Source organism: Monashia sp. HAY1-11D (genome assembly GCF_056868035.1).
In genome coordinates, this window is record NZ_CP200320.1 from 112,952 (window position 1) to 127,080 (window position 14,129).

Below are 14,129 nucleotides of genomic sequence, written 5' to 3' on the forward strand. Positions count from 1 at the left end.
GCCTGCCGGCGCCGGGCCGCACCGTCACCGGTCGCGAACCTGACCGCGACGCTACCGAGGCTGGGTAGGGTGCGCTCATGGTGAAAGTTGCCAACGATCCGGCCCTGCGCGACGGTGACTTGCCAGCGCCCGCAGGGTCGCGGGTCGCCGGCGACATCGAGGTGTCCGGCATCTCGCTGCGCCTCATCGCCGGCCTCGCCGCCGGCGTCAACGGGACCGTGCACGCCTCCGGGCCCCTGCTCGACGGGTCGGTCGACAGCACGACGCCGTTGCGCGCCGCACTCCAGGCCGCCGCCCTGGGGGACGCGCTGACGCACCAGCTGGTGCTGGCCGATGCCGCCGCTCTCGCCGAGTGGACGACGGCGTCCGCCTCGGCGCACACCCCGACCCAGACCTCCGCCCACACCTCCACGCGCACCTCCACCCCCGGCGTGACCGAGGCCGTGCACGTCCTCGCCGCGGCGGGCGCGGCCGCCCTCGTGCTGTCCGGCGTCGACGCCCCGGCGTCCGTCGCCCTCCACGAAGCCGCCCGACGCGTCGGCCTGGCCGTCATCGACGTGCCGCTCGAGGCGGTCGCGACGTTCACGACCGAGGTGCTGAGCGCGATCCTGGCCCACCAGACCGCGACCCTGCGGCGGCTGGAGGACGCCGACCGCGCCCTCGTCCAGATCGTCCTGGCGGGAGGCTCGCTCACCGACCTCTGCCAGCAGGTCGTCGGGTTCCTCGACGGCGCGGCCATGGTGACCACGACCGACGGACGCGTCATCGCCAGGGCGGGATCGCAGCGCGAGCTCGAGCACGCCGAGTCGCTCGACTGCTTCGACCGCACCGGGCGGCTGCTCACCGAGGCCGAGCCGATGGGTCCCCGGCCGGAGGGCCCCGGCGCCGACCGCGCCGCCGTGCGCATCGTCGCCGGGCACCTCGACCACGGCGTGCTCGTCGCCTTCTGCAGCCACCGGCACCTGACCGCCGACGACGTCCGGCTGCTCGAGCGTGCGGCGACGGTCGCGGCCCTGGCCATCACGAAGGACCAGGCGGTCTCGGCGGTCGAGGGCAAGTACCGCGCCGAGTTCCTCCGCGACGCCCTCGCCGGGCGCGCGGGCAGCCCCGCCGACGCGGTCGCGCACGCGGCCTCGCTCGGGTGGGACATCGACCGGCCGCTCGTCGTCGTCGTCGCGGAGACCGACGAGGACGACGACCGCACGACGCGCGACCCGGAGGAGGTGCGCTTCCTCCAGCAGCGCTTCGCCCGGGCGTGGACGCACGCGGTCGCGGTCCGCGACCCGTGCACCCCGGTCATGGGGTTCAGCCGCGAGGTGGTGACGCTGATGCCGGTGCCGGCCTCGGCCGACACCGACCGCGTCATGCGCCTCGTCGGCGACCTCGTGCGCGTCGTCCGGGGCGACGGCGGTGGCGGACGCCGCAGCTTCTCCGCCGGCGTCTCACGGCCGATCACGTCGGCGGCCGGCCTGGCCCAGGCCTACGAGGAGGCGCTGTCGGCGGTGACCGTCGGCCGGCAGATGCACGGCGACGGCGCCCTCGCGCACGTCGACGGCCTCGGCATCTACCGGCTGCTCGCGCTCGTGCCCGACGGCACCGACCTGCGGCGGTTCGTCCACGAGTCGCTGCGCGAGCTGGCCACCGACGACTCGGCCGAGAACGCCGGCCTGCGCGAGACGCTCCGCGTGCTGCTCGACACCAACCTCAACGTCGCCGAGACCGCGCGGATCCTCTTCTTCCACTACAACACCCTGCGGTACCGCATCGGCAAGCTCGAGAAGATGCTCGGACCGTTCACCACGGATCCCGACCTGCGCCTCACCCTCGCCCTCGCCCTGAAGATCCACGCGATGCGCGGCATCTGACGACCCGCCCACATCCCCACCGAGCGACGCCACCGCCCGGGGCGTCATCCGGGCCGGGACGTCACGAACTGCCAGACGGGCTCCCCCGGCGTGTATCACCTTTTGACGAACGGGACCGCCCCGCGGCGGAGTAGGTTTCGCCCATCCGCGGGGTCGGACTTCGGTGTCGCGGCCCACTCATCGCGCAGGGCGCGGCAGGACGCGTCAAGAGGAGTCGGCATGGCTTTGGGCTGGAAACTGCACGGCGACGGCAAGACGATGGGTCCCGATGACGTCGTCGCCCCGGACGAGCGGCTCTCGTGGGGCAAGACCGTGGGCCTCGGCGCGCAGCACGTCGTGGCGATGTTCGGCGCGACGTTCGTCTTCCCGCTGATCATGGGCCTCAACGCACAGCTCGCGATCATGATGAGCGGCATCGCGACGATCTGCTTCCTGCTCATCGTCAACGGCAAGGTGCCGAGCTACCTCGGCACGTCGGCCAGCTTCGTCGGCGCCGTGGCGGCCATCCGGGCCCAGGGCGGCACCTCGCAGCAGGTCACCGGCGCCATCCTCGTGGCCGGCGTCGTCCTGGCGATCGTCGGGGTGCTCATCCACTTCCTCGGCTCGTCGGTGCTGCACCGGGTGCTCCCGCCGGTGGTCACCGGTGCGGTCGTCATGCTCATCGGCTTCAACCTCGCTCCGGTGGTCGCCACGGTCTACTGGCCGCAGGACCAGTGGGTGGCCTTGCTCGTCATGGCCTTCACCATCGTCTGCGCGGTGGCCTTCAAGGGCTTCATCTCGCGCATCGCGGTGTTCCTCGCGCTCGTCTTCGGCTACGTCATCTCCTGGCTCTTCGACCGGATCTTCGGTCAGATCACGGCCCCTGACGGCGCCGGGAAGGTCTCGACGCACTTCCGCACGAACTTCGACACCATCGCCAGCTCGCAGTGGTTCGGCCTGCCGCCGACGACCGGTACGCCCGGCCCGGACGGTAAGGCCATGGTCGGCATCCACGCGCCGTCGTTCTCGGTCGCGGCGATCCTCCTCGTCCTGCCGGCCGTCATCGCCCTCATCGCCGAGAACACCGGTCACGTCAAGGCGGTCGCCGAGATGACGAAGACCGACCTCGACCCGTACATGGGCCGGGCCATCGCCGCCGACGGCATCGGCACGGCGATCGCGAGCTCGGTCGGCGGTTCGCCGACCACGACGTACGCCGAGAACATCGGCGTCATGGCGGCGACCCGCGTCTACTCGACGGCGGCGTACTACGTCGCCGCCGCCGTGGCCATCATCTTCGGCCTTTCACCGAAGTTCGGGGCACTCGTGTCCTCGGTCCCCGGTGGCGTCCTCGGCGGCATCACCGTGGTGCTCTACGGCATGATCGGCCTGCTCGGCGCGAAGATCTGGAAGGAGAACGGCGTCGACTTCGGCAACCCGATCAACCTCGTCCCGGTGGCCGCCGGCATCGTCATCGGCATCGGCAACGTCTCGCTGAAGTTCACGGAGAGCTTCACGCTGGGCGGCATCGCGCTCGGCACCATCGTCGCCGTGGTCGCCTTCCACGTCGCGCGTGCCATGGCGCCGGCCGACCTGCGGGCCAGGGCGGACGAACCGGGCGGGACGATGATCTCCCTCGGCGAGCGCGAGGGTGACTACGGCGACGCCGACGGCGTCGACGACCTCTACCAGGACGCGCCGGACCGCCCCGACCGTCGACGCTGAGGCGTCCCGCCGCTCGGCAGGACCCGCGTGGCCCCCGACGTCGTCGGGGGCCACTCCCCTTCCCGGCACGAGCGGCCCCCTGGATGCGCCCCACGCACGTCCTTCGGCAGAACGTGCCAAAACCGGCGGCGCACCGAGGCACCGCGAATCTCTGGCCCCACCCGTCGTCGAGAGGCAGGATCGGTTCGGTGAAGCCCGCACCCTTCGTGCACCACGCACCGCGCACCGTCGACGAGGCCGTCGCCGTGCTCGCGCGGGTCGGCCACGACGGCAAGGTCCTCGCCGGCGGGCAGAGCCTCGTGCCTCTGCTCAACATGCGCCTCGCCTCCCCCGCACACCTCGTCGACGTCAACGGCGTCGAGGGGCTGGACGGCATCGAGGTGCTGCCGGAGGCCGTCCGCGTCGGTGCGCTGGTGCGCCACCGCGGCCTCGAGCGGTCCACCGCGGCAGCAGCCGTGCTGCCGCTGCTGCGCCAGGCGGTCGTCAACGTCGCCCACCCGGCCATCCGCAACCGCGGGACCACGGTCGGCTCTCTCGCGCACGCCGACCCGGCCGGCGAGATGCCCTCGGTGCTGGCCCTGACCGACGGCGTCATCGAGGTGGTCGGACCGGGCGGGACGCGCGAGATCGCCTGGGACTCCTTCTTCCTCGGCCCGCTCGAGACCTCCCTCGCGCACGACGAGCTCGCCGTCGCAGCGCGGTTCGGGCGGCTCCCCGAGGGGACGCGTACCGCGTTCGCCGAGTCGGCACGACGGCACGGCGACTACGCCGTGGCCGGCGTCGGTGTCGCGGTGACGCTGACGGACGGCACAGTCGCGTCGGCGCGCGCGTCGTTCGTCTCGGTGACACCGGTCCCGTCGGTCCTCGACCTCTCGGAGGTCATCGGTGGGCTCGAGCCCGGTACCGACGCGTGGGCGGCCGGCCTCGAGGCGTCCGCCGAGGCTGTCCGCCAGCACGTCGACCCCGACGGCGACATCCACGCCACCGCCGAGTACCGGCGGATGCTCGCGGCCGAGCTGACCCGCCGCACCCTGACCACCGCCGTGAGCGAGGAGACCGGCCGATGACCGATCCCACCAGCGCGTCCGCGGGTGAGCGGCTGCACGACGTCACGGTCGTGGTCAACGGGGTGCGACGCACGGCGTCGGTGCCGGCGCGACGCCTCCTGTCCGACTTCCTTCGGCACGACCTTCGCCTGACCGGCACGCACGTCGGCTGCGAGCACGGCGTGTGCGGCGCCTGCACCGTGCTCGTCGACGGCGAACCGATGCGCTCGTGCCTGATGTTCGCCGTCACCGCGCAGGCCCACGCGGTGACCACGGTCGAGGGCCTGTGCGAGGCCCCCGACGCCCGACCCGCCCCCACCGGGGAGCCGATGAACCCGGTGCAGCAGGCCTTCGCCGAGTGCCACGGCCTGCAGTGCGGGTTCTGCACGCCCGGCTTCCTGACGACCATCACCGCGTACCTCGAGGAGAACCTCGCGCCGACGAGCGAGCAGGCGCGAGAGGCGATCTCGGGCAACCTGTGTCGCTGCACCGGCTACCAGAACATCGTCAGGAGCGTGCTTCGGGCCGCCGAGATCAAGGCCGAGCGCACCGCGGAGGACGCGGCCCGGCCGGACGCCGAGGGGGTCGCGCACACATGACGACGCAGATGTTCGGGGCCCCGGTGCGCCGCAAGGAGGACCCGCGCCTCCTCACCGGTGGCGGCCGCTACCTCGACGACCTGGGCCACGACGCCCTCGCGGCGGCGTTCGTCCGCAGCCCCTACGCCCACGCGCGGGTGCTCGACGTCGACGCGTCGGACGCCGTCGACATCGACGGCCTCGTCGGCATCTACACGTGGGAGGACCTGCCCGGACGCGTCGCCGAGCCGCTGCCGCTGCTCATCCCGCACCCGACGCTGACCCATGGGCGCACCGGTCATGCGCTCGCCCGCGACGAGGTCAACCACGTCGGCGAGCCGGTCGTCATGGTCGTGGCCACCGACCGGTACCTCGCCGAGGACGCGTGCGCACGCATCCGTGTGGGCTACGAGCAGCGTCCGGCCGTCGTCGGCATCGAGAACGCCCGCGACGGCGACCTGCTCGTGCACGACGACGTGCCCGGCAACGTGGCAGCGAACATGCTGCAGACCGTGGGCGACGTCGACGCCGCCATGGCGGCGTCGCCGCACCGGCTGACCCTCGACCTCGACATCGAGCGCAGCGCGTGCACGCCGATGGAGGGCAAGGGCGTCTACGCGCGCTGGGACGACGAGAAGGGCGAGCTGCGGATGTACTCCTCGACCCAGACGTCGACCGGTGTGCGCGCCGCGGTGGCCGCCAAGCTCGACCTGCCCCTGGCCAAGGTCGAGTGCATCGCGCCCGACGTGGGCGGCGGGTTCGGCGTCAAGATCGTCCACCCCTGGCCCGAAGAGGTCCTCGTCCCCTGGGCCGCGCGGCTGCTGAACCGGCCGGTCAAGTGGACCGAGGACCGCCGCGAGCACTTCGTCGGGGCGGCGCACGAGCGCGGCCAGGTGCAGCGCGTCGAGGTCGGGTTCGACGACGCCGGAACGCTGCTCGCCCTCGACGTCAAGATCTGGCACGACAACGGCGCCTACACCCCGTACGGGATCATCGTCCCGATCATCACCTCCACCCAGCTGCTCGGGCCCTACAAGCCCGGCGCCTACCGCGTCGAGTTCTGGTCGCTCTACACCAACACCGTGATGGTCACGCCGTACCGCGGGGCGGGGCGCCCGCAGGGCTGCTTCGCGATGGAGCGCACGATGGATGCCATCGCCGACGAGCTCGGCCTCGACCGCGCGGAGGTGCGCTCGCGCAACTTCATCCTCCCCGAGGAGATGCCCTACGACCACGGCCTGCTCTTCCAGGACGGCCGGCCGCTCAAGTACGACTCCGGCGACTTCCCGGCGAGCCTGGCCGCGCTCAAGGCTCTCGTCGGCTGGGACGACTTCGCCGGCTACCGCGCACGGGCGCAGGCCGAGGGCCGCACGGTCGGGATCGGGATCGGCTGCTACGTGGAGGGCACCGGCGTCGGGCCCTACGAGGGCGGCCACATCCAGATCGAGACCAGCGGGCGGGTCAACGTCTCCACCGGCCTGACGTCGCAGGGGCAGGGCCACGAGACCGTCTTCGCGCAGATCGTCGCCGAGGAGCTCGGCGTGCGCCTCGAGGACGTCCACGTCACCACCGGTGACACCCGCCGGATGGCCTACGCGGTCGGCACGTTCGCGTCGCGCGCAGCCGTCATGAGCGGCAGCGCCATCGCCCTGGCCGCCCGCAACGTCCGCGCCAAGGCGCTGCGCATCGCGGCCGACGCGCTCGAGGTGTCGCCCGACGACCTCGAGATCGTCGAGGGCACCGTCCGGGTCAAGGGCGCGCCGGGCACGTCGATGTCGCTCGGCACCGTGTCCGTGCTGTCGAACCCGCTGCGCTACGCCTTCGACGAGGCGGCCAAGGCGGCGACCCAGTTCGCCGGCACCTTCCACCCCGACAAGCCGCCGGTCGCCGAGGACGACGAGCCCGGCCTCGAGGGCAAGGACTTCTACTCCCCGACGCAGGCGACGTTCGCCAACGGCATGCACGCGGCCGTCGTCGAGACCGACCCGGTCACCGCCGAGATCCGCATCCTGCGGTACTGCGTCGTCCACGACTGCGGCACGATGATCAACCCGATGATCGTCGAGGGCCAGGTGCACGGCGGCGTCGCGCAGGGTGTCGGCGGCGCGCTCTACGAGCGGATGGTCTACGACGAGTCGGGGCAGCTGCTCAACGCCTCCTTCATGGACTTCCTCGTCCCGTACGCGTCCGAGGTCCCGACCATCGAGACCGACCACCTCGAGACGCCCTCACCGCTCAACCCGCTCGGCCTCAAGGGTGCCGGAGAGGCGGGCTGCATCCCGGTCTCCGCCGTCATCGCCTCGGCCGTCGAGGACGCCGAGGGCTTCCCGATCCGCCGGATGCCGCTGTCCCCCAACGACCTCTGGGAGCTGCGCCGCCGGCACGCCGCCGGCGACCTCCCCTCCCTGCACCGTACGACCCGCACCGTCACCGACGCCGGCGCGCCCGCCAAGGAGCCGAACGCATGAAGATCTCCGGAGCCGCCACCCTCTCCGCGCCACCGCAGCAGGTGTGGGACGCCTTCCACGACCCGGCGGTCCTCGCCCGGTGCCTGCCCGGCTGCGACCGCCTCGTCGAGCTCGGTGCCGACCGCTACGCCATGACCGTCACGGCCGGCGTCGCCGCCATCCGCGGGACGTACGACGGCGAGGTCCGCCTCGACGACCCGGCCGCGCCCGACTCGTTCACGCTGCGCGCCAAGGGGGCCGGAGCCCCGGGTACCGTCGACGCCGACGTCGTCGTGCGTCTGGCCGCCTCGAGCACGGGCGGCACCGACCTCACCTACGACGCCGACGCGTCCGTCGGTGGCCCGATCGGCGGCGTCGGGCAGCGGATGCTCGCCGGCGTCGCCAAGAAGATGGCCGGCCAGTTCTTCAGCGCGGTCGACGCCGACCTGGCCGGTGGTCCCTCGTCCGCCGCCGAGGCGTCTGCCCCGGCTGGGGCGCCGGCGGGCCCGTCTCCCTCCCGGGTCATGGGCGGCAAGGAGTCATCGGCCGCCGCTCGCACGAGCGGCACCGGGGCCGTGTACGCGGGCCGGCCTGCGGCGTCCGGCGCACCCACGCGGAGGGCACCGAGCCGCGAGTTCGCGCTCGGCGCTCTGGCAGGGGGCGCGATCGCCATCGTCGGGGTCGTCGTGGGCTGGGCCATCGGGAGAGGATGAGACATGCGCGCGTTCACCGCCGCGGCCGTGCAGGTCGCCCCCGTCCCGGCACCGCTCCGCGCCGACACGATCCGCGCCAACGTCGAACACTGCGTCCAGATGACCCGACGGTGCGTCGAGGCCACCGGCGCCGAGCTCGTCGTGCTGCCCGAGACCGCCACCACGGGGTTCACCCCGGGCTGCTCGAAGGAGGAGCTGTGGGACCTCGTCGCCGAGATCCCCGGCCCCTTGACCGAGCCCGTCCAGGCCGTGGCCCGCGAGCTCGAGGTGCACGTGTGCCTCGGCACCTACGAGCGGGGCCGGGAGCGGGGCGTCGTCCACAACTCGTCGGTGCTCATCGACCCGGCCGGCGAGGTGCTCGGGGTCTACCGCAAGACGCACCCGTTCTGCTCCGAGATCGTCAGCGGCGGCGGCTGGGTGACGCCCGGCGACACCGTCACCGTCTGCGACACCGACCTCGGGCGCATCGGCATGATCATCTGCTTCGACGGCGACTACCCCGAGCTCTCGCGGATCCAGGCGGTGCAGGGGGCGGAGGTGATCTGCCGCCCGTCCGCCCTGCTGCGCTCGGCCGACATCTGGGACCTCACGTCGCGGGCCCGTGCCTACGACAACCACGTCTACGTCATCGGCGCCAACGCCGTCGGCACGGATCCGGCGGGCGTCCTCTACTTCGGCAACAGCCACGTCGTGACGCCGGTGGGCCACATCGTGGCCAAGGCCGCGACCCAGGAGGGCTGGGTGACCGCGCGCCTCGACCCGGCCGAGGCCCTCGCGTCGCTGACGCCGGGGTCGAACGTCGGGCAGTCCTTCGACCACCTGCGCGACCGCAACCTCGACCTGATCCGCAACCATCGCGACGACCTTGAGCGGCCGGCGGCGACGTCGTTCCCGCACGCCCCGATCCACCGCGGCGAGGCCGGCTGACGGCAGCGGTCCTCCCTGCGGTGGACCGTGGCGCGGGTCCTGCCGGGTCCGCCACGGACCGCTGTCGAGGGTTGCCGCCGGCACACCCTCCTGTTGGCAGCATGTGCCGACGCCCTCGCCCCCGCCCCCCGGTTGAATCCTGACCATGGCAGCAGGCACCCCCGAGTCCACGGTCTCCACGGTCTCCACGGCGCCCGGGCGACGCATCCGCATCGGCATCGACACGGGTGGGACCTTCACCGACGTCGTCGCCCTCGACGAGGACTCCGGCGAGGTCGTCACGACGAAGACACCCTCGACGCCGAGCGACCCGGCCGACGGGTTCATCACGGGTGTGCACAAGGTCCTCGGCCTGCTCGGTGCGACGGGGGCCGACGTCACGGCGGTCAGCCACGGCACGACGGTCGCCACCAACCAGCTGCTCGAGGGAAAGGTCGAGCGGCTCGGGTTCATCACCACCGCGGGCTACGAGTTCGTCCTGGAGATCGCGCGCCAGGCGGTTCCGGATGGGTACGGCAACTCCTACTTCTGGGTCAAGCCGCCGCGCATCGTCCCGGCCGACCTCGTGCGCACCGTGGGTGGCCGGATGAGCTTCGAGGGCAAGGAGATCCGGCCGTTTGACGAGGAGTCGGCCGTCCGTGCCGCACGGTTCTTCCAGGACCGCGGCATCTCGACCGTCGGCGTCTGCCTCCTGCACGCCTACGCCAACGACGACCACGAGCGCCGCATGCGCGACGTGCTCGCCGCCGAGCACCCCGACGCGGTGGTGTCGATCTCGAGCGAGGTGCTGCGCGAGTACCGCGAGTACGAGCGGTCGATGACGACGCTCGTCGACGCCGCGGTCAAGCCGCGGGTGTCGCGCTACGTCACGAACATCCACCGCCGCCTCGACGAGTTCACCGGCGCGGCCGGCCCCGACGGACCGGCCCGCGAGCGGATCCCCTTCTACATCATGAAGTCCAACGGCGGCGTGCTGTCGGCCGACGAGGTCGTCAACCAGCCGATCACGACCGTCCTGTCCGGCCCGGCGGCCGGCGCGCTCGGCGCGGGTCTCATCGCGAGCCGTGCCGGGTACGGCAAGGTGCTCACCTGCGACGGCGGCGGTACCTCGACCGACGTGTCGGTCGTGCTCGACGGCGAACCGGCCCTGACGACAGAGGGATTGGTGGGCGCGTACCCGAGCAAGATCCCGATGATCGACGTCGTCACGGTCGGCGCTGGCGGCGGCTCCATCGCGTGGGTCAGTCCCGAGGGCTCGCTCAAGGTCGGACCGCAGTCGGCCGGCGCCGACCCCGGACCGCTGTGCTACGCCAAGGGCGGCACCGAGCCGACGATCACCGACGCGCACGTCGTCCTCGGACGCATCCCGCCGCACCTGCTCGGCGGGGAGATCCCCCTGGACGTCGACGCCGCCCGGACCGGCCTCGAGGCCCTCGCCGAGCGCCTCGGGCTCGACGCCGACCGCTGCGCCACGGGCATCCTCGAGATCTCGGCGTGGAACCAGGCCAACGCGCTGCGGCAGGTCAGCGTCAAGCGCGGCCTCGACGTGCGCGACTTCATGCTCGCGACGTTCGGCGGGTCCGGCTCGCTGCTCGCCTGCCGCCTCGTCGACATCCTCGACCTCGCCGGCGTCGTCGTGCCGCAGAACCCCGGCAACGTGTCGGCGTTCGGGCTGCTCACCGTCGACGTGAGGAACGACTACGTCCAGACCTCGGTCGCCCGCCACGACGCCCTCGACCTCGCCGCCGTCCGCGGGACGTTCGACGAGCTCACCGCCCGGGCCGCGTCGGCGCTCGACGCAGAGGGCTTCGACCGAGCCGACCACAGGTACGCCCGCACCGTCGACCTGCGCTACTTCGGGCAGGCCTTCGAGGTGCGCGTCCCCGCCCCCGAGGGCGACGTGACCGCGGAGTGGGCCGACGCCGTCGCCGACGCCTTCCATGCCGGGCACCGCGCCCTCTACGGCTACGACTTCCGCGCGGACCCCCGCCAGCGCGTCGAGTGGGTCAACCTCCGCGTCACCGGCATCGGGCCCATCACCCGTCCAGAGCTGCGCGAGATCGGCTCCGCTGCAAGCGAACCGGCTGCCCTCGAGGTCCGGGCACGCACCGGGTCGCGTCCGGTGTGCTTCGACGCCGACACCGGCTACGTCCGGACCGACGTGTGGTGGCGCCCCGACCTGCGGGCCGGTGACGTGATCCGCGGACCGGCCGTCGTCGAGGAGTTCGGCTCGACCGTGCCCGTGCACCCGGGGTTCGCCGTCCGAGTCGACGCGTTCGGCAACCTCGTCATGACCAAGGAGGCCTGACATGTGCTTCTCCTGCCAGACCGCTCGGACCCGGCTCGCCCCCGCCGACGCCGCCGTCGGCGGCCGCTCCCCCTCCGGTTCCCCCACGGGCTCCCCCACCGACGCGTCACCGGCCCCGGTCAACGCCGCGGGGCTGCCCACGGCGTACGAGCACGGCAACCGGTTGACGCCGGAGGGCACGAGCGTCGACCCGGTCCTCGTCGAGATCGTCGAGGGCACGCTGGCCAGCGTCGAGCTGGAGGTCGAGACCGCGATCGCGCGCACCAGCCGCAGCCCGATGATCCGTGACGCCCACGACTTCCGCGCGGGTATCCACGACCGGCAGCTGCGCAAGCTGACCGGCCGCTCGTACAGCGCCCTCGTCCACCCGGTCGTCCGCGACTTCCCGATCGAGCAGATGAGCGAGGGCGACGTCTTCTTCCACAACGACGTGTACGAGTCCGAGGGCGGCATCGGCCACCTGCCCGACCTCTGCGTCACGGTCCCGGTCTTCTCCGGCGGCGAGGTCGTCGCGTTCGTCCAGGCGTTCGGCCACCACGACGACATCGGCGGGGCGGTCCCCGGGTCGATGCCGAGCAACGCGCGGACCGTGTTCGAGGAGGGCCTGTCCGTCCCGCCGATCAGGCTGTGGGACAAGGGCGTCCCCAACCAGGCAGCGCTGCGCATCATGACCCGGAACAGCCGGATGCCCGACAGCCTCGCCGCCGACCTCGACGCCGAGTGCTCGGCCTGCCTCATGGGCGCGCGCCGGCTGGCCGAGCTGTTCCAGCGGTACGGCCGCGACAGCATCGAGGCCGCGTTCGACGCCATCCTCGACAGGACGACCGAGACGTACCGCCGCGAGATCCTCGGCAAGATCCCCGACGGCACGTACGTCTGGGAGGACTACGCCGAGCACGACGGCGTCGACGAGCCGATGCTCCACACGCAGCGGATCACCCTGACGAAGGAGTCCACGGGCGGGCCCGGCCGCTCCGACCTCTACCCCGAAGGCGGCCCACGGCTCGTCATCGACTTCACCGGCACGGGTCCGCAGGCCAAGGGCCCGATCAACCACTGCGGCGACTACGTCGGCGGCAACTTCCTCAAGAAGTGGCTGGCGCCGATCCTGCGCAACCTCGCCGACACCCCCGAGCGGATGGCCGAGCTCGACGTCAACGAGGGCGTCGTGCCCCTCATCGAGATGCGCTTCCCCGACAAGGGGACGCTGCTGACGCCGATCTACCCGGCCCCCACGAACGCCCGCACCTTCGTCATCCTGCGCCTGCTCGGCGTCCTGGCCGGCGCGGTCGCCAAGGCCGTCGACGGCCGGATGCCGGCCGACCAGGAGACGATCCGCTACACCGGCGTGTACGGCAAGGACCGCGACGGCAACGACTACCTCATGCGCGAGGTGCTCGGCGGCGGCTCGGGCGGCCGCTACTACGCCGACGGCGAGGACACGATCCACGTCGTGCCCGACAGCCGCAACCTGCCCACCGAGTTCACCGAGAGCCGGTTCCCCTTCGTCGTGGAGCGGCTCGGCCTGGCGGTCGACTCGGGCGGCGCCGGCCGGCATCGCGGCGGCCTCGGCTACGAGAAGCACATCCGGATGCTCGAGGACGCGCACTTCATGTCCATCGCGGACCGCTCGATCCTCGCCTGCTGGGGGGTCAAGGGCGGCCGGGCCGGCCGGCCCTTCGAGGTGACGGTCGACCTCGGCGGCCCCGAGGAGCGCACCGTCGACGCCCTGGCCGACGCCGAGCCGGTCCGCGCCGGCCAGGTCATCCGCATCCGCACGACCGGTGGCGGCGGTTGGGGTGACCCGCTCGAGCGGCCGTACGACGAGGTCGAGCGCGACCTGCGCTGGGGCAAGGTCTCCTTCGAGGGCGCCCTGCGCGACTACGGGGTCGTCGCCTCCGGTGACCGCGACGATCCGGTCGTCGACGTCGCGGGGTCCGACGCCCTGCGCGAGCAGCGGCGCGCCGACCGCGGCGCGCAGCCGTTCTTCGACCGCGGACCCGGCTACGCGCGGCTCGCCGCGGGACGGTCCGCGGCCGACGTCGACTGGCTCTGACGCCGGCGTCCGTCGCCGGCGACCGTGCATCACCTAGTCGACGTCGCGCTCCTCGATCGTCTGGCGCACGGTACTCGTCGGCAGCGTCGAGCCGCCCGGGCGCTCCTCGCGCGTCACGATCCTCTTGCGGCGCGTGCCCTTGCTGCCGTGCCAGATGAGGCCCCCGCCGGCGATCATGAGGATGATCCCGACGACGGGCAGGTTGACGACCGACGTGTTCGCGCGGATGGCGAAGGTGAGGATCGCGCCGAGAACGGCGAGCAGGACTCCGACGCCCACGATGTGCGACCCCTTCCCACCGGGCCGGAGGGGCGGCCCGGTACTGCCCCTTTACCCGAAACTGTATCGCCGCTGACCCAGCCGTGGCACGGCCCACCCCGCGCGGTGGGAGGCGCCGGAGCGGTCCGCGACCGCCTCCTCGCACGGCACAGATGTGCCAATCCGCACGCGTGCCTCTGGCAGGACGTGCCAAGGCGTGCCCGGGC

At 72.7% G+C, this 14,129-nt stretch carries 10 protein-coding genes; 9 read left to right on the plus strand and 1 reads right to left on the minus strand.

The features are described from left to right. The first annotated feature begins 77 nt into the window (after positions 1-77). From AC1VM9_RS00480 to AC1VM9_RS00520, 9 genes are all read left to right on the plus strand, one after another. Positions 78-1,865, plus strand: a complete 1,788-nt coding sequence (locus tag AC1VM9_RS00480) for a helix-turn-helix domain-containing protein (RefSeq protein ID WP_483120542.1) — start codon at positions 78-80, stop codon at positions 1,863-1,865. A gap of 219 nt (positions 1,866-2,084) precedes the next feature. Next, entirely contained in the window at positions 2,085-3,569 is a 1,485-nt protein-coding gene (locus AC1VM9_RS00485; RefSeq protein ID WP_481339443.1) for a uracil-xanthine permease family protein, read from the plus strand. Positions 3,570-3,757: 188 nt separating this feature from the next. Next, entirely contained in the window at positions 3,758-4,636 is an 879-nt protein-coding gene (locus AC1VM9_RS00490; RefSeq protein WP_481339441.1) for an FAD binding domain-containing protein, read from the plus strand. After that, a complete protein-coding gene (locus AC1VM9_RS00495; protein WP_483120545.1) occupies positions 4,633-5,214 on the plus strand; it encodes a (2Fe-2S)-binding protein in 582 nt (193 codons plus the stop codon). Before AC1VM9_RS00490 ends, AC1VM9_RS00495 begins: the two co-directional genes overlap by 4 nt. Further along, positions 5,211-7,661, plus strand: a complete 2,451-nt coding sequence (gene cutA, locus AC1VM9_RS00500) for an aerobic carbon-monoxide dehydrogenase large subunit (RefSeq protein WP_483120547.1) — start codon at positions 5,211-5,213, stop codon at positions 7,659-7,661. The genes AC1VM9_RS00495 and cutA overlap by 4 nt, the downstream gene beginning before the upstream one ends. Then, the gene (locus tag AC1VM9_RS00505; protein WP_483120548.1) at positions 7,658-8,353 is read left to right on the plus strand and encodes an SRPBCC family protein; all 696 of its coding nucleotides are present in this window, start codon (positions 7,658-7,660) and stop codon (positions 8,351-8,353) included. The genes cutA and AC1VM9_RS00505 overlap by 4 nt, the downstream gene beginning before the upstream one ends. A gap of 3 nt (positions 8,354-8,356) precedes the next feature. Then, complete coding sequence (locus tag AC1VM9_RS00510) at positions 8,357-9,280, plus strand: carbon-nitrogen hydrolase family protein (RefSeq protein WP_483120550.1); 924 nt, start codon at positions 8,357-8,359, stop codon at positions 9,278-9,280. A 145-nt stretch (positions 9,281-9,425) separates the two neighbouring features. Further along, positions 9,426-11,588, plus strand: coding sequence for a hydantoinase/oxoprolinase family protein (locus tag AC1VM9_RS00515; RefSeq protein WP_483120552.1), 2,163 nt, complete (start codon positions 9,426-9,428; stop codon positions 11,586-11,588). A 1-nt stretch (position 11,589) separates the two neighbouring features. Beyond that, positions 11,590-13,644 (plus strand): hydantoinase B/oxoprolinase family protein, encoded by a 2,055-nt coding sequence (locus AC1VM9_RS00520; RefSeq protein WP_483120554.1) that lies wholly within the window; start codon positions 11,590-11,592, stop codon positions 13,642-13,644. Between the two features lie 33 nt (positions 13,645-13,677). Here the strand turns inward: AC1VM9_RS00520 and AC1VM9_RS00525 are convergent, their stop codons facing one another. Then, a complete protein-coding gene (locus tag AC1VM9_RS00525) occupies positions 13,678-13,923 on the minus strand; it encodes a hypothetical protein (RefSeq protein WP_481342809.1) in 246 nt (81 codons plus the stop codon). Between the last annotated feature and the right edge of the window lie 206 nt (positions 13,924-14,129).

Excerpts from the sequence above, each read along its gene's own strand:
- AC1VM9_RS00480 (WP_483120542.1), top strand. The coding sequence starts at position 78 with ATGGTGAAAGTTGCCAACGATCCGGCCCTGCGCGACGGTGACTTGCCA.
- AC1VM9_RS00485 (WP_481339443.1), top strand. The coding sequence starts at position 2,085 with ATGGCTTTGGGCTGGAAACTGCACGGCGACGGCAAGACGATGGGTCCC.
- AC1VM9_RS00495 (WP_483120545.1), top strand. The coding sequence starts at position 4,633 with ATGACCGATCCCACCAGCGCGTCCGCGGGTGAGCGGCTGCACGACGTC.
- cutA (WP_483120547.1), top strand. The coding sequence starts at position 5,211 with ATGACGACGCAGATGTTCGGGGCCCCGGTGCGCCGCAAGGAGGACCCG.
- AC1VM9_RS00505 (WP_483120548.1), top strand. The coding sequence starts at position 7,658 with ATGAAGATCTCCGGAGCCGCCACCCTCTCCGCGCCACCGCAGCAGGTG.
- AC1VM9_RS00510 (WP_483120550.1), top strand. The coding sequence starts at position 8,357 with ATGCGCGCGTTCACCGCCGCGGCCGTGCAGGTCGCCCCCGTCCCGGCA.
- AC1VM9_RS00515 (WP_483120552.1), top strand. The coding sequence starts at position 9,426 with ATGGCAGCAGGCACCCCCGAGTCCACGGTCTCCACGGTCTCCACGGCG.
- AC1VM9_RS00520 (WP_483120554.1), top strand. The coding sequence starts at position 11,590 with ATGTGCTTCTCCTGCCAGACCGCTCGGACCCGGCTCGCCCCCGCCGAC.